The 22,175-nt window shown below is 68.9% G+C and carries 15 protein-coding genes and 2 pseudogenes; 11 read left to right on the top strand and 6 right to left on the bottom strand.

The features are described 5' to 3' along the window. Window positions 1–369: 369 nt before the first annotated feature. From B9S57_RS26615 to B9S57_RS26595, 5 genes and pseudogenes are all read left to right on the top strand, one after another. Complete coding sequence (locus B9S57_RS26615) at window positions 370–564, top strand: ribbon-helix-helix protein, CopG family (protein ID WP_103759745.1); 195 nt, start codon at window positions 370–372, stop codon at window positions 562–564. Further along, window positions 561–953 carry a type II toxin-antitoxin system death-on-curing family toxin gene (locus B9S57_RS26610; protein ID WP_103759744.1) on the top strand — a complete coding sequence of 131 codons (393 nt, stop codon included), beginning with the start codon at window positions 561–563 and terminating at the stop codon, window positions 951–953. Before B9S57_RS26615 ends, B9S57_RS26610 begins: the two co-directional genes overlap by 4 nt. A gap of 155 nt (window positions 954–1,108) precedes the next feature. Further along, a pseudogene (locus tag B9S57_RS36510) lies at window positions 1,109–1,486 on the top strand (transposase). 401 nt (window positions 1,487–1,887) lie between these two features. Then, window positions 1,888–2,457, top strand: a complete 570-nt coding sequence (locus tag B9S57_RS26600; protein WP_258036625.1) for an SMI1/KNR4 family protein — start codon at window positions 1,888–1,890, stop codon at window positions 2,455–2,457. A 122-nt stretch (window positions 2,458–2,579) separates the two neighbouring features. After that, window positions 2,580–2,783 (top strand): annotated as a pseudogene (locus B9S57_RS26595) (transposase); the annotation flags it as partial. A gap of 68 nt (window positions 2,784–2,851) precedes the next feature. Here B9S57_RS26595 and B9S57_RS26590 read toward each other — a convergent pair. From B9S57_RS26590 to B9S57_RS26575, 4 genes are read right to left on the bottom strand one after another with little or no spacing between them, the layout of a single operon-like run. Further along, window positions 2,852–3,604, bottom strand: coding sequence for a hypothetical protein (locus B9S57_RS26590; RefSeq protein WP_103759743.1), 753 nt, complete (start codon window positions 3,602–3,604; stop codon window positions 2,852–2,854). Window positions 3,605–3,661: 57 nt separating this feature from the next. Continuing rightward, on the bottom strand, window positions 3,662–4,156 hold the full coding sequence (locus B9S57_RS34255) for a hypothetical protein (RefSeq protein ID WP_146057814.1): 495 nt from the start codon (window positions 4,154–4,156) through the stop codon (window positions 3,662–3,664). Further along, window positions 4,153–5,169 carry a hypothetical protein gene (locus tag B9S57_RS26580; protein ID WP_103759741.1) on the bottom strand — a complete coding sequence of 339 codons (1,017 nt, stop codon included), beginning with the start codon at window positions 5,167–5,169 and terminating at the stop codon, window positions 4,153–4,155. The genes B9S57_RS34255 and B9S57_RS26580 overlap by 4 nt, the downstream gene beginning before the upstream one ends. A 12-nt stretch (window positions 5,170–5,181) precedes the next feature. Continuing rightward, window positions 5,182–5,697, bottom strand: a complete 516-nt coding sequence (locus B9S57_RS26575; protein WP_103759740.1) for a hypothetical protein — start codon at window positions 5,695–5,697, stop codon at window positions 5,182–5,184. 834 nt (window positions 5,698–6,531) lie between these two features. Between B9S57_RS26575 and B9S57_RS26560 the strand changes: the two genes are divergently transcribed. Next, the gene (locus B9S57_RS26560; RefSeq protein WP_103759739.1) at window positions 6,532–6,801 is read left to right on the top strand and encodes a GlsB/YeaQ/YmgE family stress response membrane protein; all 270 of its coding nucleotides are present in this window, start codon (window positions 6,532–6,534) and stop codon (window positions 6,799–6,801) included. Between the two features lie 396 nt (window positions 6,802–7,197). Here B9S57_RS26560 and B9S57_RS26555 read toward each other — a convergent pair whose 3' ends face one another. Both B9S57_RS26555 and B9S57_RS26550 read right to left on the bottom strand, forming a co-directional pair. Then, entirely contained in the window at window positions 7,198–8,301 is a 1,104-nt protein-coding gene (locus B9S57_RS26555) for an SPFH domain-containing protein (RefSeq protein ID WP_103759738.1), read from the bottom strand. A 29-nt stretch (window positions 8,302–8,330) separates the two neighbouring features. After that, window positions 8,331–8,768 (bottom strand): NfeD family protein, encoded by a 438-nt coding sequence (locus B9S57_RS26550; RefSeq protein WP_103759737.1) that lies wholly within the window; start codon window positions 8,766–8,768, stop codon window positions 8,331–8,333. 882 nt (window positions 8,769–9,650) lie between these two features. On the opposite strand from B9S57_RS26550, the gene B9S57_RS26540 reads away from it, so the two are divergent. From B9S57_RS26540 to B9S57_RS26520, 5 genes are all read left to right on the top strand, one after another. Beyond that, window positions 9,651–11,186 (top strand): sodium:alanine symporter family protein, encoded by a 1,536-nt coding sequence (locus tag B9S57_RS26540; RefSeq protein WP_103759736.1) that lies wholly within the window; start codon window positions 9,651–9,653, stop codon window positions 11,184–11,186. A gap of 246 nt (window positions 11,187–11,432) precedes the next feature. Further along, complete coding sequence (nhaA, locus tag B9S57_RS26535; RefSeq protein WP_103759735.1) at window positions 11,433–12,740, top strand: Na+/H+ antiporter NhaA; 1,308 nt, start codon at window positions 11,433–11,435, stop codon at window positions 12,738–12,740. A 210-nt stretch (window positions 12,741–12,950) separates the two neighbouring features. Further along, a complete protein-coding gene (locus B9S57_RS26530) occupies window positions 12,951–16,682 on the top strand; it encodes a S8 family serine peptidase (RefSeq protein ID WP_103759734.1) in 3,732 nt (1,243 codons plus the stop codon). Window positions 16,683–16,983: 301 nt separating this feature from the next. Beyond that, window positions 16,984–20,733, top strand: coding sequence for a S8 family serine peptidase (locus tag B9S57_RS26525; protein ID WP_103759733.1), 3,750 nt, complete (start codon window positions 16,984–16,986; stop codon window positions 20,731–20,733). Between the two features lie 336 nt (window positions 20,734–21,069). Beyond that, the gene (locus B9S57_RS26520) at window positions 21,070–22,065 is read left to right on the top strand and encodes a helix-turn-helix domain-containing protein (protein ID WP_103759732.1); all 996 of its coding nucleotides are present in this window, start codon (window positions 21,070–21,072) and stop codon (window positions 22,063–22,065) included. Window positions 22,066–22,175 lie beyond the last annotated feature (110 nt).

The raw sequence follows: 22,175 nt of genomic DNA, 5'->3' as shown, positions 1-22,175 counted from the left end.
TTTTCCTCCGTGCAGCGGGTCGAGTGGACGGATCGCCCCTTGAGGGGGCCTGACCTGCGAATTCATGGGGGAGGCGCTGGTATCGGCGACGCCTTCAGGGCCTCGTTCGGAAATTCTTGACGCTCGGATGACGCTCGAAGCGAGAGTCCTGACCTCCCGGACCTCCCCGGCTGGGGCCGTGCGGACCGGACTGTCGGCATGGAGGGCGAGGAACTCCTCATGGAAGCGGCGCGAGCTGCCGTCCCGGTCCCCGGCTCCCTGGAGCCCAGCGTGCGCCAGTCCAAGCGGCAGAACGTGGCGCCGTGATCCGAGGTCTTGAGCGGCTGGTATCACCTCGCCACCCAGATACCAGTCAGGTATCATGAGTGTATGGCGATGACACTCCGACTCCCCGACGATCTTGATGCGAAGCTCACTGAGCGTGCTCGTCGAGAGGGCCGAAGCAAGCAGGAAATCGCTGTCGAGGCCATCCGCGACGCCCAGGACCGGGCCGAGCTGAAGGTCGACGATGTCCTGGCCGAGCTCATGGACAGCGATGGGGAGATCCTGGACTACCTGAAGTGACCGAAGTGCGCTACGTCCAGCTCGACGAGATCCTTGCCATCGCTCGCACGGTCAACGGTACCGACCACAGCGTGCGTGACATGGGACTTCTGGTGTCAGCGATCGAACGGCCCCGGACCAACGTGTTCGGAGCCGAGCTGTATCCCACGCTGCACGAGAAGGCGGCGGCACTGCTGCACTCCGTTGCCCGAAATCACGCCCTGATCGACGGCAACAAGCGCACCGCCTGGCTCGCCATACGTGTCTTCCTGCGGTTCAACGGCGTCAGCGCCAGTACCGCCCCGCCACCCGTCTCCGTGGCCGGCCCGTTCGTCGAGGAAGTCGCGCAGGACAACATCGATGTACCGGCCATTGCCAAGCGCCTGTCGGCTTGGTTCCCCGTTTCCTGACGTACGACGACGGATGGGGTGGGCACGCGCGCGCCCGGCCCTCACGCGTAGTCCGGCTTGCTCGCATCAGGCCGGAATCGGCGCCGTGCACTGGATCGCGTGGTCCATGAACACGGCTAGCAGGCCGAGGGCGGCCGGAGGACTCCCACAACGGTATCCGGCCAAGACGGTGGACACCGAGGCCGGGCCGGTGGAGGTCACCGTTTCCCCGGGACCAGGCCGGCATGTTCGAGCCGATGCTGGCCGAGAAGCGGCAGCGGCGTCTGGGCGACATCGACGAGATGGTCTTGTAGCTGTCGGTGAAGGGCCCAGTATATGGCGTTATTGTTGCGTACCTGGCTGAAGTGTGTGGCGCCGAGGTCTCGAAGTCCATCATCCCGACCATCACCGACAGAGTGATTGGGGGGATGATCGAGTGGCAGAACCGGCTGCTTCAACGTCCGACCGCTGCCGCTGCTGCAAGCGAGCGGGCAGGCCGGAAGGGCCGACTCCACGGAGTCGGGCCCTTCTGCTGCAGGAGTCAGGCGCCGTAGGCCCCGACATCAACAGCTCTCCCTTGTCGATAGTGCAGACGCCGCGACGGTCGTCGACTCGCAGTCGACGGCGTTCTGGCTGCGAAACGGATGCGGTGGTGTCGCAACCGGTGCCTTTTGGTCAGTAACACAGTTCCTCGATGAGAGAGTGAAGCCGAGGGCTGTCGAGGGGGGCACGGTGGGCGAGGCGGTTGCGGGCGTGGGACTGTAAAGCTCGTTTGACAGACCCCGACGACACGGGCTCCTACCTGCATTCCTGGCCATGTCAGCATGGGCAGCGGAGGGTGCGGTGTGGCCGTGAACTGGCCGTTGCGCTGGAATTTGCTTGGGACGCAGGGGCAGGATCCTCCCTGCCGCGCGAATGTCCCAGCGTGAACAGTAGATTTTTGATGGAGGTCTGCGTGCCGAGTGACATAGGTGAGTCGTGGCAGCGTGTTGTGTCCTGGCTGCGTGAGTATGCCCCGGTCAGTCACCGTGCTCTGGGGGATGTGGCGGGCGAGGAGGAGATCGCCGCTGTCGAGGAGAAGACAGGGGTTCGGTTCCCGGAGGATCTGCGCGCCTATCTGAAGGTCAACAACGGGACCGTCACCCGGCTCGATGGGTCGAACGGCCTGACGGGTTCCTGCCCGGAAGGCGAGTTCCTCGTCGGCGGATGGGCGCTGCTGCCTCTGTCGAGTATCGAGCGGCTGCATCATCAGATGATGCCTGGTCCGAGCGAGGATGAGGGCTATTGGAGGAAGGAGTGGATTCCTTTCGCCGCCGAGCCTTATGCGTGTGGTGAGATGTATGGCTTCTTCGTCGACGCGGAGACCGGTTCGGTGGGGCAGTGGAGTGACGGCGACGTGGAGACCATGGATCTCTTCCCGGATCTTTCGGAATTCTTCGCATCGGTTCTCGAGGATCTGGAGCGAATCCTTGGTCCGGAGGAAACCAGTCAGCGGATCCAAGATGGCTGCGTCACTCTCCAATGAGGCACAAGGGGAAGGCCCCCACAGATGTTCTTTGGTTCTGACGGTCCTCGTGACACCCGTGATCTGTGGGAGTCGCGAGGGCCGTGGCCGTCGAACGTGATGATCTTGCGGGATCGGCGGAGTGCGACCCCGCCTCGCCCTGGCAACGCGCCTCGAACAAGAACACGAACGGACTCCTGCGCCGGTACTTCCCCAAGGGCACCGGCCTGAGGTCCCACAGTCCCGAAGACCTCGAGCACGTCGCCCGGGAACTCGACGGCCGCCCACGCAAGACGCTCGGCTGGGATACCCCAGCCGAGCGTCTACGTGTTCTCCTCACCACCTGAGACCAAGTGGTGTTGCGAGGACCCTTGAACCGAAGGTTCCCGTAGGGGCCTTCCCCGTGTGGGGTCTGTCAGGGGGTAAACCCGTCGAGGTCGACCCAGTAGTCGTCGTCTTCCATCAGCCGCTGTTCACGGATGAATCCGCCGAAGGGCTGCATGGATTGGGTGTTCTGCCACCTCGACATGCTGGACCGGCCGCAGGGCTCGTTCCAGACCGGGTCCGGGTAGTCAGGCCGCAGGTGAAGACTCATGGTGCCGTCGGAGTTGCGCTTGAGGTAAGTCTGCACACACTCGCTGCCATTGGTACTGACTGGATTCGGGCCAGTCATGTTGCCGCCGCTCTGGAAGGAGTTGGCGAAGGAGAACTCGTCGCAGGTGATGGAGTCCGTCTTCGCGGTTCCCGAATCGGCGGTCCACAGGTCACTGAAGAGCCCAGTGCCCTGGTAGGGGTCTCCCGGAACGTCGTATTCGATGAAGTTCGTGGAGCTTTTCGTGCAGAGCTTCTCCCGGTTGACGGTCTTCTGGAGGCGGGTACTGCCGGGTACCTTCTTGTTGCCGAGGTAGGTGAGCGGCTTGCCGCTGTTGCCGCTGTTGTGCTGACCCCACTTGATGTTGGTCTTGCGCCACATCAAGTCGATGTGTGCCGCGGCCCCGGGGAACTTTTTGGAGTTCATGACATACGTCGGCTTGTAGCCGGAGAACACACAGCCGGTACCCGCGTTGGAGACCTGGGAGTCGCAGCGGACGTCCAGCTTGGCGCTCTCGAATTCGGACGGGTTCACGACCGTAGTGGTGTTGATCTTACCGCCGAGATCGATGGACACCTTCGGATCGTCCGACGGATCCTTCGCACGGGACGCCGCCGTGCAGTGTTCCCTCTTCTACTTCTTGTCGACGAGGTGATCGAACTCGTCGACGTAGATCTTCGGAACCTTCGGAGGGGGACCCATGTCTTTCGAACCGATCACAGCGCCCTCCCGCCCGGTTTCTCCCGGAGGGACATCCTGAAGCCAGAAGTGGTTGTACGCGGTCCAGCCCTCACCGTCGGCGATGCTGATCTGCACCGAGTACGTCGCATCGCGCTCGTAGGTATTGGCTACCGCGATCTCGGTTCGTACCCCGTTGCTTTCCGGCGTGGCACGCACGACCAGATCTCCGTACTCCAGGACGCGCGTACGGCCCTCGGAGTGCACCGAAGCCACAGGCGATGGACGCACCTTCGGACTGCTCTCCTCCGCGCTCAAAGTCACCGGCCGCCGCGACTCGGAGGCCCTGTCAGCGGCATCGTCCGTACACCCGGCGGCCAGCACACACACCGCCATCAGGGACAGCGCCCGGACCATGAACGGTCCGGGCGCAACGCCATCAGTCTTCACCGGGAGGAGGCCGCCATCTGCTGACGCGCGGCAGCGATCTCGATGCCGCGCTGCTTCTTGATCCCGGTCAGCCGGCTCTTGTTGTCGGCGATCTGCTTGTCCTGGATCGCAGATTCCACGTCGGACCAGATCTTCACCAGATCCGTCTGCTCCTTGCAGTCGATGTCGTCGACCGCCAGAGCGATGGACTCCTGCGACGGCTTCCCATCGTTGGTGACACCCTGGTCCATCGCCTTGTACGGATCCGCAAGTCCCGCGTGTCCCTTGCCGTCCATGCACGAAGACCACGCAGCGATGACCTTGATGACTTCGTCATCCTTCATCGACTGCATCAGGCTGTCGCCGGAGAGCTGTGCCACGATGATCGGGTCGGCTTCCTTCACACCGAGTTGATCCTTGGACCAGCCGATACAGCCGCCCGTCTTCAACTTCTTCCCGTTGTGCTCGGCTCGAGCCGGCCTGGTTCCCTGGCCAGGGCCGGCGAACGGCTCTCCAGCCTTGACTCCCTGGGGGGCCTGCGGCGGTTCGGGCTTGGTGTGGCCGGTCAGGACCTCGACCTCGACACCGGACAGATCGCGCAGGGGCTGCTCGGTGTGCTCCTGCAGTGCCGGGGAGAGCTGGTAGCCGTACCTTTCGGCCTCGGCCCGGTCGGTGATGCCGTAACGGCGCTCGATGTTGGCGTCGTTGTCGCTGGGAGGCGGGTTGGCGCCCGCTCGTGGCAGCGTCAGGTCGATGCCGTAGTCCTTCATGCAGGACTGCTGGAGATCGTTGGCGGCCTGCTCGACGGCCACCTGGTCCTCGTAGGAGGCCATGTACGCCTCCAGCGGAAGGGTCAGATTCTTGGTCAGGCCACTGGTGGGGGTCTTCTCGGGCCAGTTCTCCTTGTTCACGATCGTTCTGCCGTCCGCCACGTTCTGCGTGGTGTCCGGGGCCGTGTCGGAGGAGCAGGCGCTGACCAGGAACATCGAAGCGGTCAGGGCTACTGCGGTGGCTATCCGCTTGGTGTGCTTCACGGAGGTCCCTTCTTACGCGAAGTGGGAGGAGGCGTTGTTGTTGTGCAGGGCGGAGATCAGGTCGGTGAGGTTGCAGTCTCCGTAGGGCCCGTTCTTCGCGAAGTACTGCGATGCGCCGCCGTAGCCGGAGTTGTAGTACACGCGGTAGTTGTCATCTCGGGCGCAGTTCTGCACGGACCCCACGTTGTTCTTCATGTACGCGCCGTTGCCGTTGCCACCGTTGCCGAAGACGTACCGATAGGTCGTCAGTGACGATCCCTGGTACTGGCTCGTACCCGAGTGGTCGGACACGTTGCTGTAGAAGGTCGTGAACGCCGACTTGATGTAGCCGTCCTGGACGGCGAATTGCTTCGTGTTGTAGAAGAGCCACAGATCACCGTACGAGCAAGTGATCCACGGCACGTCACAGTTGTCGGTGACCTTGAACTCCGCCGCATGCGCCGGACCGGCGGTCGCCATCACAGCCGCGACGGCCGCAAAGGACGTAGCGAAGGCGGCTGCCTTCTTCTTGAAGCGGATGCCCGTCATCGAATCTCCATCCAAAGATCATTTGTGCGAGAAGGATCTTCACACCCTGGCGGGTGCCCTGGCCAGGGATGTTGCGTGATCGAGACTCGTTCCGGGTTCGGTGGAGACTCCAAGTCGTGGCTGTGACCAGCGGGTTTGGCTGGTCCTGGAGATGGTGAACCCCTTACGGCCTGACGGGTGGTCAGGTTGGCGTCCCTGGTGACGGGCATGAGGAAGGCTCCTGGCGGACGGGTTCACGACCAAGATCACCAGTCCGCCAGGAGTCTTCGTGCTTGCCCACTCGTCCGCCATCGATCGGTTCAGCCGCACCCTGGAACACCTCTCCGGTCTTCTCGCAGGTCACCGCCGCCGCATTGGTTCCCGCTGGCGACGCCTCGCGTGCGGCCGGCAGGTCCCGCACGTCCTCGCTCACCCACGAGGCGCAGACGCGGTCCCAGCCGGGGAAGTCCACGGGCGGCGACCGCCAGGAGATCCCGCCCGCCACGAGAGAGTGGATCGCGTCCAACATCTGCCGGTGGCAGTACCCTTCGGGCTGCCCGGTCCGGCCCGGCCCTCCAGCCGGGCCGGAGTGGGCAACAGTGGCCGTACCACCATCCACTCCTCGCCGCTCATGTCCGAGGGGATACCGGCGCACCCGGTCCGGATGATCTGTCGCGTTGCCGTACACGTGTGCGAGGCGATCGCACGATACGACGGACGAGTCTGCGACAAGCGAACACGGACCGCCAGGAATGCGACAGCTCGTCAAGAAAGTTCGAGGCCAGGTTTGGAAGTGCCCTGAGGGAACAGACGGGATGCTAACGCAGGCTTTATCTTCGCTGGCAGGAGTACATCATGGGCGTCATCGCGTGGATCTTCATCGGGCTGTTCGCAGGGATCATCGCCAAAGTGCTGATGCCGGGCAAGGACCCGGGCGGCATCATCGTCACGATCCTCATCGGAATCGCGGGCGGTCTGCTCGGTGGATGGCTCGGCAAGGTCATCTTCGGCATCGACTCCATCGACGGCTTCTTCGAGATATCCACCTGGGTCGCGGCCGTCGTCGGCTCCATGATCTTGCTGGCCCTCTACCGACTGATCTCGGGCAACCGACGACACGCGTGATCTCCTCGCCCCTCGGATCAGCCCCGCAACATCGAGCAGGGAGCGGCTCCCCCTCTCCTGAGGGGGAGCCGCTCTGCGTAGGGCCGCGACCGCAACACTTCGCTCGGAGACCACGCGGATTCAGCGGACGCAGGCTGGGTCGGATCGGCTGACCCGGAGATCTGGCGCCCGCCTTCCCGGGGCATTCGAAAGTCGGTCCCGAGGCAGAGCGCGACCGGTTCCGGGGTCCCGCGCACCGCCGCAGCCTCCCGGGTGTCCAGGGAGACCTGGAGAGGGAGGCGCGGTTGCGCACCACCGGACAGAGGCCGCCAAGGCTGAACGCTGCACAGCGGACGACCACGCAGAATCCGAGGGTCTGCCGGCTCCCGTGACGAGGGGCTCACGGTCCGACGGTGTTCAGTCGCCGGTGGGCCCGCGTCGAGGCGTCTGGGCCGACTTCGCGGCTTCGGCTTCCGCCTTGGCGTCGCTCACCGCGGCGGCGGCCTGCTTCTCGGCTTCGACCGTGGCCCTGGCGGTATCGAGCGACACCGTGGAAGCCGCGCCGCGCTTCGGAGCACGGTCCTCGCCCGACGTGCCGAGAGCCTTGTCGGCTGCTTCTTCGGGCTGCGCAGAGGGGGCAGGATCCGCTGCCGACTGATCACCGAACGCGCTGGTGACGGTCCGGACCGCCTCGGTCAGCTCCCCGGGAATCACCCAGAACGTGTTGTTGTCGCTGCTCGCCAGGTGCGGGAGCGTCTCGAGGTACTTGTAGGCCAGGACCTTGGGGTCGGCGTTGTTGTGGTGGACGGCCTGGAAGACGAGCTCCACCGCCTTGGCCTCGCCGTCGGCCCGCAGGATCATGGCTTGCTGCGTGCCCTGAGCTTCCAGGATGTCCTTCTGCTTCGTGCCTTCCGCGGTGAGGATCTTGGCCTGTCGCTCCCCTTCGGCGTGCAGGATGGCCGCGCGCTTGTCACGCTCGGCCCGCATCTGCTTCTCCATCGCTTCCTTGATGGTGTGCGGTGGATCGATGGCCTTGATCTCGACACGGTTGACCCGGATGCCCCACTTGCCGGTGGCGTCGTCGAGGACAGCACGGAGCCGGGCGTTGATCTCCTCACGCGAGGTGAGCGTCCCCTCCAGATCCATGCTGCCGATGACGTTCCTCAGCGTGGTCACGGTGAGCTGGTCGATCGCGTGCAGATAGTCGGCGACCTCGTAGGCCGCCGATCGTGGGTCGGTGATCTGGTAGTAGAGCACGGTGTCGATGTTCACCACGAGGTTGTCCTCGGTGATCACCGGCTTGGGCTCGGAGGAGTAGACCTGCTCGCGTACGTCGAGTTTTGAGTTGATGCGGTCCGCCACCGGCACAACCAGGTTCAGGCCGGGTTGCATGGTTCTGCGGTACCGGCCGAACCGCTCGATGTTGTAGCGGCGCGCCTGCGGGACGATCCGCACGGTGGAGGCCACGAGGAAGACGACCACCACGGCCGCAACAAGAATGAGGATGACAATCGGATCCACAATGCCTCCGTTGCTGTGCGTTCAGCCGCTCACGGAAGGAGTTCGCGGGGGTAGACCACGGCCATGGCTCCGTCGATCTCCATCACGTCCACCAGCGCTCCCACCGGGATCACGAGGCTCTCGTCGAGGGCGCGGGCGGACCATTCCTCGCCGGAGAGCTTGATCAGCCCGTGGGTCGCGGTGACCTCCTGCATGACCTCGGCCCGCCTGCCGATCAGCGCGTCGCTGCCCTCGTGCGTGACGGGTTGCTGGGCCATCTGCCGCAGCGCGAGGGGGCGAACGAGGACGAGGCCCGCTGCTGTTGCCGCCGCGAGGGCTATGAGCTGGCCGAGAAGGCCGATGCCCACGCCCGCGACCACGGCGGCGACCAGTGCGGCACCGGCCAGCAGCCCCAGGACCAGGGTCAGGGTGAAGAATTCCGCGACGCCCAGTGCCGCGGCGGCGAGCAGCCATACGAACCACGGCATCGAATTGCCCTCCTTTGGGGGCTTTCCACCACCGTACCTCGCGGATCGCCGGGCAGGAGCGGGGACGTCGGGGCCAGTCACCGGTCACCAGGGTGTTTGCCCTGCTCGGAGGGGTGCCCTCCGGGGCCGAGGCGTCATCGTGATCGCTGAGGATCGGCTTCGTTCCTGCGCGGCGAGACGGCGGACGGTCTGTCGCTGCCGGTCTGCGCGGCCGTGGCGCTCGTAGGCGCGGATGGTCAGCTCGAGCTCGCCTCGTGGCGCCGGTAGCCAGTTCGATTCGTGCCGCCGACATCACCCTGTCCTCCGCGGTACTCGACGCCATCGACGGGATCGTCGCCCCGGGCTCGCGGTCAACCCGGTCGACAACAGCTACGGCGACGTCGGGTTGCGGGCCGATCGGCGGCGCCGCTGATGTGACCGCGGCGGCGTCCGGCGCGTCACCGGCGACGCTTCCGTCCCGTCCGGGGCCGTGGCATCGGAGCCTGCGCGATCGCCGGCGTACGCGCACCGCCCCCGACACCAGTGACTCCGGAAGACAGTGCTGACCTGCAGAAATAAGTGCCCGATGAATGAAAATGGGCGTCCGGATAACGGTCGCATCACGCTTGCTGGGACTTTCGTGCGTCACCGTACGTCATGTGAGGTGCGTCACTCGACGTGGCGGTGTCCCGTGGTAGGAATGCGCAACTCCGCAGGTGGCATGACCCCTTGCCTCCTGCGCGGTGGCCGGCACGACGCCGGCGAGTACGTCCGGTGTGATCACGGTCCGAGTCCACGGACCGGGAACACCACGGTTCGCCGATCGGACGACGGCGTTCGCTCCAAGACCGCACACCTACCGGCGCAGTCCCCGCGCCGGCCCTGCGTCACGAGGTATTCACCGTGTCACTCGACTCCATCACGCAGTCCGTCGACGAGGCCGTCAGCGGATTCTTCGAGCCCATAGCCACGTGGCTCGGAGAGATCGTCTTCTACGCCGTTCCCGTCGGCGGAACGGACCTGCCCCTCATCGTCGCCTGGCTCGTCGTCGCCGGACTGGTCTTCTCCGGCTGGTTCGGGCTCGTACAGATCCGCAAGTTCCGTCTCGCCGTCGCTGTCGTGAGAGGCAAGTACGACGAGAAGGGGTCGGCCGGTGAGGTCAACCACTTCCAGGCCCTGACCGCCGCGGTCTCCGGCACGGTCGGCCTCGGCAACATCGCCGGTGTGGCCGTCGCCGTGACGTTGGGCGGCCCGGGCGCGACGTTCTGGATGATCCTGTGCGGCCTGCTCGGCATGGCCACCAAGTTCGTCGAGGTCACGCTCGGTGTGAAGTACCGCGAGGTGCACGCCGACGGCACCGTTTCCGGCGGCCCGATGCACTACCTGCCCAAGGGGCTCGCCGAGCGCTTCGGCAAGAACGGCAAGACCCTCGGCAAGGTCCTCGCGGTCCTCGCCTCCTTCATGATCCTGTTCTTCGGGCTCTTCGGCGGCAACCTCTTCCAGGTCAACCAGTCCTACGCGCAGCTCGTCTCCGTCACCGGCGGCGAGGACGGCCTCATGGGCTCCTCCACGGGCGCCCTGTTCTTCGGCATCCTGATCGCCGCGATCGTCGGCATCGTGCTCCTCGGCGGCCTCCGCTCCATCGCCAACGTCACCAGCAGGCTCGTCCCCGCCATGGCGGGCATCTACATCGCCGCCTGCCTGACCGTCATCCTGGTGAACGTCACCGCCGTGCCCGCCGCCGTCTCCGAGATCATCGAGGGCGCCTTCAGCCCGCAGGGTGTCGCCGGCGGTGTGCTCGGCGCGCTGATCATCGGCTTCAAGCGGGCGGCGTTCTCCAACGAGGCGGGGCTCGGCTCCGCGCCGATCGCGCACTCCGCGGTCAAGACCAAGCAGCCCGCGAGCGAGGGCCTGGTCGCCCTGCTGGAGCCGTTCATCGACACCGTCGTCATCTGCACGATGACCGCGCTGACCATCGTCATCGCCAATCCGGCCAGCTTGACGGAGGCCCGCTCGGACACGTCCATCGGCGGTGTCACGATCACCTCCGACGCCTTCGCCACCGTGCTGCCCTGGTTCCCGTACGTCCTCACCGTCGCGGTGATGCTGTTCGCCATCTCCACCGTGCTCACCTGGGGCTACTACGGCCTCAAGGCGTGGACGTACCTCTTCGGCCGCAGCAGGTTGAGCGAGCTCGCCTACAAGGTCGTCTACACCGTCTTCGCGGTCGCCGGCTCGCTGCTCACGCTCCAGACGCTGATCGACATGGCCGACGCGGTGCTGTTCACCCTTGCCGTCATCAACATCATCGGCCTGTACCTCCTCGCCCCCGTCGTCAAGCGGGAGCTGAACACCTTCCTCGCCTACGTGAAGAAGCGCGACGCGGGTATCGCCCCGGAGGACGACACCGACCAGGAGCAGGTGAAGACCACCGCCTGACCACCACCTCTCCCGCGGCCGGCCCGCGGGGGAGGGCCCACGGGGGCCCGTTCCCACCTCACACCCGGGTGGGGACGGGCCCGATTCCGTGTTCCGGCAGGTGGGAAGCCTGCCCCTGCGATGGGAAGGCGGCAGGATCAGTAGGGTGTGATCGACGCGTCGAAGTGACGCCGGTGTGCCGGGAGGTCTGGTCGGCGTCCGAGGGACCGTACGCCCGTCCGCCCAACGCCCCGGAGGCCCATTCCCATGACACAGACCCGCCGGCGCGACCCCCTCCTCGGCGTCCTGCCGTGGCCGGAGCGGCAGGCCGTCTCCGAGGCGCTCCGGACCGAGACCGTCGGCGGTCTCGTCCTCCTCGCCGCCGCCGTCGTCGCGCTCGTCTGGGCGAACAGCCCCTGGAGCGAGACGTACGAGACCCTGCGCGACCTCCACTTCGGCATCCCTGCCCTGGGCCTCGACCTGTCCGTCGGGCACTGGACCGCCGACGGGCTGCTCGCCGTGTTCTTCCTCGTCGCCGGCATCGAGCTCAAGCGCGAACTGGTCGTCGGGGAACTGCGCACACCGGCCACCGCGGCCCTTCCCGTCATCGCCGCCGTCTGCGGCATGGCGGTACCGGCGGCGCTGTACCTCCTCACCGTCTCCGTGGGCGGCGGGAGGCTCGAAGGATGGGCCGTCCCGATGGCCACCGACATCGCCTTCGCGCTCGCGGTCCTCGCCGTCCTCAGCACCCATCTGCCGTCCGCACTGAGGGCGTTCCTGCTGACCCTGGCCGTCGTCGACGACCTCGGCGCCATCCTCATCATCGCGGTCTTCTTCACCTCCGGCCTCAACTTCTGGGCGCTCGGCGGCGCGTGCGCCGGGCTCGTCCTCTTCCACGTCCTCCAGCGCTTCCGCGTCCGCGGCTGGTGGTGGTACGTCCCCCTCGGGGTGGCGACCTGGGCGCTGATGTACAACTCCGGCGTCCACGCCACCGTCGCCGGCGTCGCCATGGGCCTCATCCTGCGGACCACCCGCGACGAGGGGGAGGACGTCTCTCCGGCGGCGCGGGTCGCCCACCGTGTCCACCCCTTCTCGGCGGGCGTCGCGGTGCCGCTGTTCGCCCTCTTCGCCGCAGGCGTCGGCATCTCCGGCGGCGCCCTGGTCCACGTCTTCAGCGACCCCGAGCCGCTCGCCGTGCTCGTCGGCCTCGTCGTGGGCAAGATCCTCGGCATCTTCATCGGCACCTACCTCGCCGCACGCTTCACCCGGGCGCAGCTCAACCCCGACCTCGCCTGGGCGGACGTGTTCGGCCTGGCCACCCTGGCCGGCATCGGCTTCACGGTCGCCCTGCTCATCGGCGAACTGGCCTTCCCGGACCCGGCGGAGGCCGAGCACGTCAAGGCCGCTGTACTCATCGGCTCCCTGACCGCCGCGACCCTGGCCGCCGTTCTCCTGCGCCGCCGCAACCGCGTCTACAAGCGCCTGTGCGAGGAGGAGGAACGGGACGACGACGCGGACGGCATCCCCGACATCTACCAGACCGGGCCGCGGGGCGACGGCACCGCACGGAGCTGAGGCTGCCGGGGGCCCGGGCGCACCCCGCACACCCGACGGCAGCCTGTTTCCGCGCGTCGGCGCCCAACGGGGCTGCCCGGTAAGGGAAGTGCGGTCGGCGGCCGTGATCCGTGCGGAACGGGCCCGCCCGGCTGGCGGTCAGTGGCCAGGCGACCAGCCGCCACCGTGCAGGGGCCGATCATCCGCCCACCAGGGCGCAAGATGCTCCGCATGACCTCCGAAGCCCAAAATTCCGGTTACGCCGGGACGACGCGCAGGTGGCGCGGCCAGCTGGCCGCCCTCACCTGCGCGGCTGCCATGGCCGGCGGCCTGCTCATACCCCTGCAGGCCGCTGCCGTCCAGCCCGACGTCTCCGGCGACCCCGCCCCGGCGAACGACACCCGCTCCTACGACGTCACCCTCATCACCGGTGACGTGGTCCACTACGCGGACGGGCCGGGCGCCCGCGACACCCTCACCGTCGACCGCGCGGACGGCTCCGCGGGCGGCGTCGAGGTGCGGCAGGTCGGGGACGACTACTACGTCATCCCCGACGAGGCCGCCCCGCTGATCGCCGCGGGCACCCTGGACCGCCGCCTGTTCGACGTCACCGGCCTGATCGGCATGGGCTACGACGACGCCCGCACCGACGGCCTTCCCGTGATCGCTACGTACGGCGCCGCGACCCGCTCCGTCCCCGCCGCCCTCAAGGGCAGCTCCCTGACGCACCGCCTGGACAGCATCCACGGTGCCGCCCTGGAGGTGAAGCGCTCCGGGCACGGGACGTTCTGGAACGAGGTCGTCGCCACCCCCGGCAAGAGCCGCACACTCTCCGCCGGAGTGAAGAAGATCTGGCTCGACGGGCGGGTCGAGGGCGCGCTGAAGGACTCGGTGCCGCAGATCGGCGCCCCCGAGGCGTGGGCCGAGGGCTTCGACGGCAAGGGTGTCAAGGTCGCGGTGCTCGACTCCGGCATCGATCCCGGCCATCCGGACGTGAAGGACCGGATCGTCGGCTCCAAGAGCTTCGTGCCGGGTGAGGAAGTGCTGGACGGGAACGGTCACGGCACCCATGTCGCCTCGACCGTCGCCGGCTCGGGCGCCGCCTCCGGCGGCGTCTACAAGGGCGTCGCCCCGGCTGCCGACCTGCTGGTCGGCAAGGTGCTCGGCGACAACGGCTACGGGCAGAACTCCGGGATCATCGAAGCCATGGAGTGGGCCAAGGACCAGGGCGCCTCGGTCGTCTCCATGAGTCTGGGCGACACCACGCCCGACGACGGCACCGATCCGATGGCCCAGGCGGTGGACGCGCTGTCGGCCGACGGCGGACCGCTGTTCGTCATCGCGGCGGGCAACGCCTACGACCCCGGGGCCATCGCCAGCCCCGGCTCCGCCGACAAGGCCCTGACCGTCGCCGCCGTGGACGGCAAGGACGAGCGGGCGCCGTTCTCCAGCCAGGGCCCGCTGACCGGCACCTCCGGTCTGAAGCCGGACATCTCCGCTCCCGGCGTGGACATCACCGCCGCCGCCTCGCAGGCGATCCCCGGCATCACCGGGATGTACCGCACACTGTCCGGAACCTCGATGGCCACCCCGCACATCGCCGGAGCGGCAGCGATCCTCAAGCAGCGGCACCCGGACTGGACCGGGCAGCAGCTCAAGGGCGCGCTGATGAGCACGTCCAAGCAGCTGCCGGACCACACCCCGTACGAGGTGGGCACCGGCCGTGTGGACGTCCCCGCGGCCGTCGACGCGCAGATCACCGCCACGGGTTCGGTCGCGGTGGCCTCGTACGCCTGGCCCCACAGCGCCGACGACCCGGTCACCGAGCGCACCGTGACCTACCGCAACCAGGGAGACGAGCCCGTCACCCTGGACCTGGCCACCGACACCTCGGCCGATGCGTACACCCTCTCGGCCGGCCAGGTCACCGTCCCGGCCGGAGGCAGCGCCGAGGCGGTCCTGTCGCTGGACCCGTCGAAGGCGGACGCGGGCACGACCTTCTCCGGACAGGTCGTCGCCGAGGACCACGCCTCCGGCACCGTCGTCGCCCACACCGGTTTCGCCCTGGCCAAGGAGCGCGAGCTCTACGACCTCACCATCGACCTGAAGGGCCAGGACGGGAAGCCCGTGTCGGGCCTCGTCCAGGTGATGGCCCTCGGAGCCACCACGGGCAGCGCGTACGACGTGAACGGCACCAAGACCCTGCGCATGCCGCCGGGCAACTACGTCGTGTGGTCGCATCTCGACGTGCCGGGCTCCGGCAAGGACACGAAGGCGCGGGCGTTCGTGGTCGATCCGGAGACCGAGCTGGCCGGTGACACCACGGTCACCCTGGACGCCTCGAAGGCCCGGCTGGTCAGTGCCAGGACGCCGAAGCCGACCGAGATGCGCGAGACGCGCTACGAGATGGTCCGCACCGCCGAGGACGGCACCCCGATCCGGAGCGTGTTCATCCTGCCGATCGCGTTCGACGAGCTGTGGGCCACTCCCACCGACAAGGTGAGTGAGGGGGGATTCGAGTTCCTCACCCGCTGGAACCTTCAGGAGCCCCGGTTCACCTACCGCTCGGGCAAGGAATGGCTGCAGACCCTGCCCCAGAACCGCAGTGCGGCCGTCACGGGTGACCTCCAGCTGCACACGGCCTACGTCCACACGGGAACCGGCGCCGACTACGCGGATCTGGACGTCAAGGGCAAGGCCGTGATCGTGGACCGGAGCGACGCGGTGCCGCCGCTCACCCGGGTGGCCAACGCCGAGGCTGCCGGCGCCAAGGCGCTCATCGTCCTCAGCGACAGCCCGGGCAGGCTCAACGAGACCTACGCGAAGGGCGGTCAGTCCGGCATCCCGGTGGTCTCGGTGCGCCGGTCGCAGGTGGCCGACCTGCTGGCCCAGGACGCGCGGGGCAAGGAGCTCGTGATCGACGCGGAGGCTGCCCCCAGCTACCTGTACGACCTGGTCTCGCGTCACCCCGACCGGATCCCGGACCGCTCGATGGCCTACGCGCCCGACCCGGACCGCGACCTGGCGAAGGTCGTCAACCGCTTCTACTCGGACCGTCCCACCACCGGATACGGCTTCCGCTACGACGTCTCCGCCAGTGGCGCAGGCGTGGGCCTCAGCCTGGACGAGAGCTACCCGATGGTCCGCACCGAATGGGTGGACCATCTGGAGGGTGGCGCCTCCTGGCTCGAGGACCACAACATGTCGGACGCGCGTGGTCTGCAGAGCATCACCGGTGGGCTGCAGAACCCCACGGCCGGCCGCAGCTACACCGCCGGTTGGTTCTCCCCGGTCCAGCGTCCCGCCGTCGGTACCGCCTTCGCGGGGCCCTACCGGGACAGCAACAACAACCTGGTGCTGTCCCTCACCCCGTACTCCGACGGCGGCGCCGCCGACCGCACCGGGCTGCTGAGCACGGACATCAGCAAGACGGCGCTCTACCAGGGCGACACCCTGGTCGCGCAGTCCGCGAGCCGCACGGTGCGTGCGCTGCGCCGACCCGCCGAAGTCCTGCCGTACCGGCTCGTGATGGACTCCGCACGCGACGCTGACGACTGGCACACCACGGTGCGCAGCCACTCCGAGTGGGGCTTCACCTCGGGGGCGACGGCCGCCGATGCCCCGAAGGAGCCGCTGAAGCTGCTCCAGCCGCACTTCGGGGTGGACACCGACCTGGCGGGCGACGTCAGGTCCGGCCACCGCGTCGAACTCACCCTGTCCGTCGCGACGCAGCAGTGGCTGGACTCGACCACGTACGCGGACTCCGCGACGCTGTCGGTGTCGTACGACGACGGTGCCACCTGGCAGGAGACCTCGCTGGACCGTACGGGGCGAGGCACCTGGTCGGCCGACGTGAAGCTCCCGAAGAAGCCCGGCGGTTCCGTGTCGCTCAAGGCCACCGCGAAGGCCGCGAACGGGCTGACCGTCGAGCAGGAGGTGATCCGCGCCTTCGGCCTGAAGTGACCACCAGGCCCCGCCGGCTGCCGGCCCGTATCCACGGGCCGGCAGCCGGCGACGTTGTGCCCGGCCCCCGTGCGCCGCAGCGCCGCCCCGGCCGCACCCGGCTCCGTACGGCCGAACCCTGCTCCGCCGGGTCCTGCGCGTCCTGCGCGGGGCCGGGCTGGCGGATTCACGCCATGGCAGCACTCGCCAGCTTGGATGTCACCGCCCGACACAGGAATTGGCGAGGCTGTCGCTCATCGGATTCCCCCCGCGCCATCCCCCGTCATCCCCCTGTCATCCCCGTCATCCATGGAGGACACCTGTGAGACGCAGCAGATCGTGGCGGCGAACCGCCACCGGATTCGCGGCCGTTGCCCTGCTGGGTATCGGCACCCCGGTGGCGACCGCCGACAACTCCGGTGACGGTGCGGCCCCCGTCACCGCGGACACCGTGGACCCCGGGCGGCCCGTCACCGTCACCCTGATCACCGGTGACATCGTCGACGCCCGTGTCGGCGCGGACGGCCGGGTCCAGTCGGCGGCCCCCCGCACCGCGGACGGTACCGACCATCCGGCAGCCGTCTGGCAGGATGGCACCCACACCTATGTGTTCCCGCAGGGCACCGAACAACTGGTGGACGCCGGCACGGTCGACGCCGCGCTGTTCGACATAGGCAGGCTGGTGTCCGACGGCTACGACGACGCGCACAGCGACACCGTCCCCGTCGTCGTCGCCTACGAGGGCGGGCGCACCCCCCGCAGCGCCGCCCCGGGCACCAGGACCACCGCCGACCTCGACTCCATCAAAGGCGCCGGTCTGGCCGTCACCAAGGCGTCCGCCGCCGACGCGTGGAAGACCCTCGCCCCGAAGGACGGACGGGCCAAGGCCACCGGCTCCATCAGCAAGATCTGGCTGGACGCCAAGGTGCGCGGCACGGCCGCCCCCACCCTCGGCACCCCGACCGTCCCGCTCACCGGCGCGACCGCCGCACACCGCAAGGGGCTGGACGGCTCCGGCGTGAAGGTCGCCGTGCTCGACACCGGGGTCGACGCGGCCCACCCCGACCTCGTCGGCCGCATCGCCGCGAGCAAGGTGTTCGTCACCGGCCAGGACGGAGAGGACCGTACCGGCCACGGCACACACACCGCCTCGACCGTGGCCGGCACCGGCGCCGCCTCGCACGGCGCGTACGCGGGCATGGCACCCAAGGCCGACCTGATCATCGGCAAGGTGCTGGGCGACGACGGCTCAGGCAGCATCAGCGGAATCATCAACGGCATGGAGTGGGCCGTCGACCAGGGCGCCGGGATCGTCTCCATGTCCCTGGGCGCGGACGGGGCCGCCAGCTGCAGCGGTCCCGACGTCGACGCGGTGCAGAAGCTCGGCGACAAGGCCCTGTTCGTCATCGCCGCGGGGAACACCTCGCTGCGCGGCACCGTGTCCACACCCGGCTGCGCCCCGAGTGCGCTGACGGTCGGTGCCCTCGACCGGAAGGACCGCACGGCGTCCTTCTCCAGCCGCGGTCCCTCCGCGGACGGTCTGAGCGCGAAGCCCGACATCGCCTCGCAGGGCGTCGACGTCGTAGCCGCACGGTCGGGCGGCCGGGGCGAGCAGGCGTACCAGTCGATGTCCGGGACCTCGATGGCCACTCCGCACGTCGCGGGCGGCGCCGCGCTGCTGCTCCAGCAGCACCCCGAGCTCACCCCGGCCCAGCTCAAGGGCGTGCTGACCGCCTCCGCCTCGGGCACCGACGTGTCCGTCCTGGACCAGGGCTCAGGTCCGATGGACGTCGCGCGGGCGATCACCCAGCCGGTGGTCGCCGGACCCGCCTCACTGCTGGGGGACTTCGCGTACCCGCAGGCAGGCCTCGAACCGGTCGAGAAGCCGGTCACCCTGACCAACATCACGGACAAGCCCGTCACCCTCGCCCTGACCGTGCAGGACGTGCGCGGTGACGACGGATCCCGGCTGTCCCGCTTCGCGGCACCGGCCGACCGGCTCGTCACGGTGCCCGCGCACGGAACCGCCGACGTCCCCGTCCGGATCGATCCGTCGGCCCGTCTGGACGCCGGCGACTACGGGACGGTCACCGGCCGCCTGGTCGGCCTCGGCGCCCATGGTGTCCGTGTCACGGTCCCGTTCGGCGTGCACATGGAGGAGCCGTCCGCCGACCTGACGGTCGAGGGCCTCGACCGGCACGGTGACCCGGCGGAGTCCCCGTCGACGTTCCAACTGTTCGACGACCACCGGGACACCGCGAAGCGGTACACCATCGGCTACCCGCAGGCGGGCAGCACCACGATCCGGGTGCCGCTCGGCACGTACGCGCTCGGCGGAGTGATCATGACGCGTGACGCGGCGGGCAACGTGGGCAGCGTCGCCTCCGTCTCGCAGCTGTACGACGCCGAGGTGAAGGTCACCGGTGACAGCGTCGTCACGCTCGACGCGCGCGATGCCCGACCGGTCACCTGGGACACCGACCGGCCGAGCAGGCCGGCCGGATTCGCCCTCGGCACCACCTTCGGTCTCGACACGAGCAGGAAGCTGCTGGCGGGCTACGTCGCGGCCGTACCGTCGTACGCGAAGGGCGTGTACGCCCAGCGGGTCTCCGGCGACGACCGGCTCACCTTCGTCGCGTCGGCGCGGCAGACCGCCCCGCCCGCCGAGCTGACCGCTCCCGACGGCCGTGTCCTGGACTCCCTGCCGCTGCAGAAGGGCACCGAGTTCGACGGGAAGGGCTCCGCCGAGGTCGTGGCCGTGGGCAAGGGCACGGACGAGAACTTCGCCGCCCACGACCTGAAGGGCAGGATCGCCCTGGTCGACGCGGGCACCGGCGGAGGCAACGGGTACGCGTGGTCGCTCGCCGCGGCGAAGGCCGGTGCGGTCGGCGTGCTGGCGGCGGTTCCCGACACCGAGGGCCGGTTCCAGCTGTCCGGCGTCGAAGGCGTGCCGCAGGCCACCATCACCTGGGCCGACTCGCTGGCGCTCAAGGAGCAGGCCGGCCAGGGCACGGTCACCGTGCGCTGGTCCGGTATCGCGACCGCGAAGAGCCCGTACGTCTACAACCTGGCGTACACCTCGCACGGCGCCATCCGCCCGGGCGAGCAGCGGGTGCACGACTCCGCCCTCGCCGTGCGGGACGCCCGGTACCACGTGCAGAACACGGCCGACGCGACCTACTGGTCGGACGTGCAGATGGCTCTGCCCGGCATGCCGTCGGTCTGGGCCGGCGGCACGACGCTGCCCCTGCGCGTACCTCAGGCCCGCACCGAGTTCTTCACACCGGCCGGCCCGGAGGGGCTGACCTGGACGACGCTGATGCGCCGGGACCTCGGACCGAACGGCGGCACCGCCTACGACGGCGCGCACACGGTGGAGAAGGGCCGTGCCACGGCCGACTGGTACAAGTCGCCCTACGGCCCGGTCCGCAACACCTTCGACCGGCCGCTGATGACCCGTGACAGCAACCGCCTCTCGTACGTCGTCGCACCGTTCGGTGACGCGGGCGGGCACGACTCGACCCTGGCGCAGAGGGATCTGGGCACCCGCCAGCTCCTGGTGAACGGCGTCCCGCAGGGGATGACCGCGGGCATGTTCACCCTTCCCCAGGAGAAGGCGGAGATCACGTTCCGTCAGACCTGGCGGCGTCCCGTGTCGGCGATCGACCGCACGGGGCTGGCCTACGGCACGGAGTGGACGTTCTCCTCGGGCGCCGCCGACCAGGGCGCCCAGCGCCTGCTCGTCCCGGTCATCGACGTGCCCAGCGACCTGCGCAACACGCGGCCCGCCGGCGAGGCGACCACGATCGGGATCGACGCCGTCGTCGACGGCTCCGACGCCCCTGTCGGACTGGACGGCGCGACGCTGGAGTACGCGTACGGCGATCAGAGCACCGCCGAGGCGGTCTCCGACTGGCACACGGTGCGACCGGTGCGCGCGCACGGAACCTGGCAGGCGACGCTCCCGGCGGACGCACCCGCGGGCAGCTTCGTGCACCTGCGGGTCACCCTCACGGACAGCCACGGGGCGCGGGTGAGCCAGACGGCGGTCCGCGCCTACGAGGTGCGCTGAGCTTAGCGTTCCCTCCCTTCCGCCCTGGCGCAGGGACCCGGTGCACCGGGTCCCTGCGCCAGGGCGTTTCGCGTGGGAGAGCCCGATGGCGAGGGCCGACGAGGCGCCCCCGGTGCGGACCGCCGCAGCGCGCGGTGCTTCTGGAGCGCCGGAAGCCGGCAGGCCGCGTACGCCGGTCCCCTTCCCGGCCCAGGAACACCGGAACGGAACGCCCCGCTTGTGGACGCTCCCGGCGGGGTCGCGCGTGGCAGGCCGGCGGCTCTGCGCCACACTGGCCCGCAGGGCCGCAAGGTCGCGGAGTTCGCGGAAGCGGAACCAGGAGGAGGCGAGAGGGCCATGCTGCGATCCATCGGTCTGCCGCAGGACGAGGAGCGGGTGTACCGGCTGCTGGTACGGCTGGGCAGCGCCACGGCCCTCGAGGTGGCCAGGAACCTGGGCCTGGACGTGACCGAGGCCGGCAGACTGCTCGCCGCTCTGGAGAACGGCAGCATGGTGTCACGCGATGCAGGCCGGTCCGGTGCCTATGTGGTGGCGCCGCCGCAGCTGGCCTTCGGGCCCGCCCTCGCTGCGGGACGCCACGCCCTGGAACAGGCGGAGTCCGCCGTGGCCGCGCTCGGCGAGGAGTACCGCCGGGGCATGGCCGGACAGGAACGGGCGGGGCTGCTGGAGGTGGTGACCGGGGCCGACGCCATCCGGCACCGCTTCGAACAGATGCAGTACGGTGCGCAGCACGAACTCCACGCCCTCGTCACGGCCGATCCCGCGGTGGTGCGCGAGGACGAGCACGAGGCTGAGGAGCATGCCACCGGCCGAGGCGTCCGGTACCAGGTCGTCCTGGAACAGGCTGCTCTCGAACGGCCCTCGACGGCGGCCGAGCTCTCCCTGGCGCTGGGGCGGACCCAGTTGGTGAGGGTCGTCGAGCGGGTGCCGTGCAAGCTGGTGGTGGCCGACCGCTCCACGGCCCTGATGCCCCTGCTGCCCCGGGACGGCGCGGTGGGCGCGGAGCCGACGTCCGTGGTGGTGCACGCGGCGGGCGTCGTGGATGCGCTGCTCACACTCTTCGACGCTGTCTGGAACTCGGCCCGCCCGCTGTTGCTCTCGGCATCCGGAGAAGTGGAGGCGGAGCCGCAGACCGAGGGCCCGGACGAGACCGACCTCCTCCTGCTGTCCCTGATGCTCACCGGCCTCACCGACCGCGCGGTGGCCGCCCGGCTGGGGCTGGGTCTGCGCACGGTCCAGCGCCGGGTGCAGCGGCTGATGGAGATCGCGGAGATCTCCACCCGGATGCAGCTCGGCTGGTACGCCTTCGAACGGGGCTGGGTGCGGCGCTGACCCACGAAGTCACCGACGACGCTGGTGGCCGGGAGCCGCCGACCCCAGGCCACGCGGTCCCAGGGTGGCGGCCAGGAGCCCCGCATACCGGCGTAAACCAGCCAAGTGCC

The organism is Streptomyces sp. SM10 (assembly GCF_002910915.1).
Lineage (GTDB): Bacteria > Actinomycetota > Actinomycetes > Streptomycetales > Streptomycetaceae > Streptomyces.
The sequence above is the reverse complement of the archived record's forward strand: the minus strand, read 5'-3'. Positions and strand labels throughout refer to the sequence as shown.

Bases quoted from the DNA above. Each gene is read 5' to 3' on its own strand.
- B9S57_RS26560 (WP_103759739.1), top strand. From the start codon at position 6,532: ATGGGCGTCATCGCGTGGATCTTCATCGGGCTGTTCGCAGGGATCATC.
- B9S57_RS26530 (WP_103759734.1), top strand. From the start codon at position 12,951: ATGACCTCCGAAGCCCAAAATTCCGGTTACGCCGGGACGACGCGCAGG.
- B9S57_RS26550 (WP_103759737.1), bottom strand. From the start codon at position 8,768: ATGCCGTGGTTCGTATGGCTGCTCGCCGCCGCGGCACTGGGCGTCGCG.
- B9S57_RS26575 (WP_103759740.1), bottom strand. From the start codon at position 5,697: ATGACGGGCATCCGCTTCAAGAAGAAGGCAGCCGCCTTCGCTACGTCC.
- B9S57_RS26615 (WP_103759745.1), top strand. From the start codon at position 370: ATGGCGATGACACTCCGACTCCCCGACGATCTTGATGCGAAGCTCACT.
- nhaA (WP_103759735.1), top strand. From the start codon at position 11,433: ATGACACAGACCCGCCGGCGCGACCCCCTCCTCGGCGTCCTGCCGTGG.
- B9S57_RS26520 (WP_103759732.1), top strand. From the start codon at position 21,070: ATGCTGCGATCCATCGGTCTGCCGCAGGACGAGGAGCGGGTGTACCGG.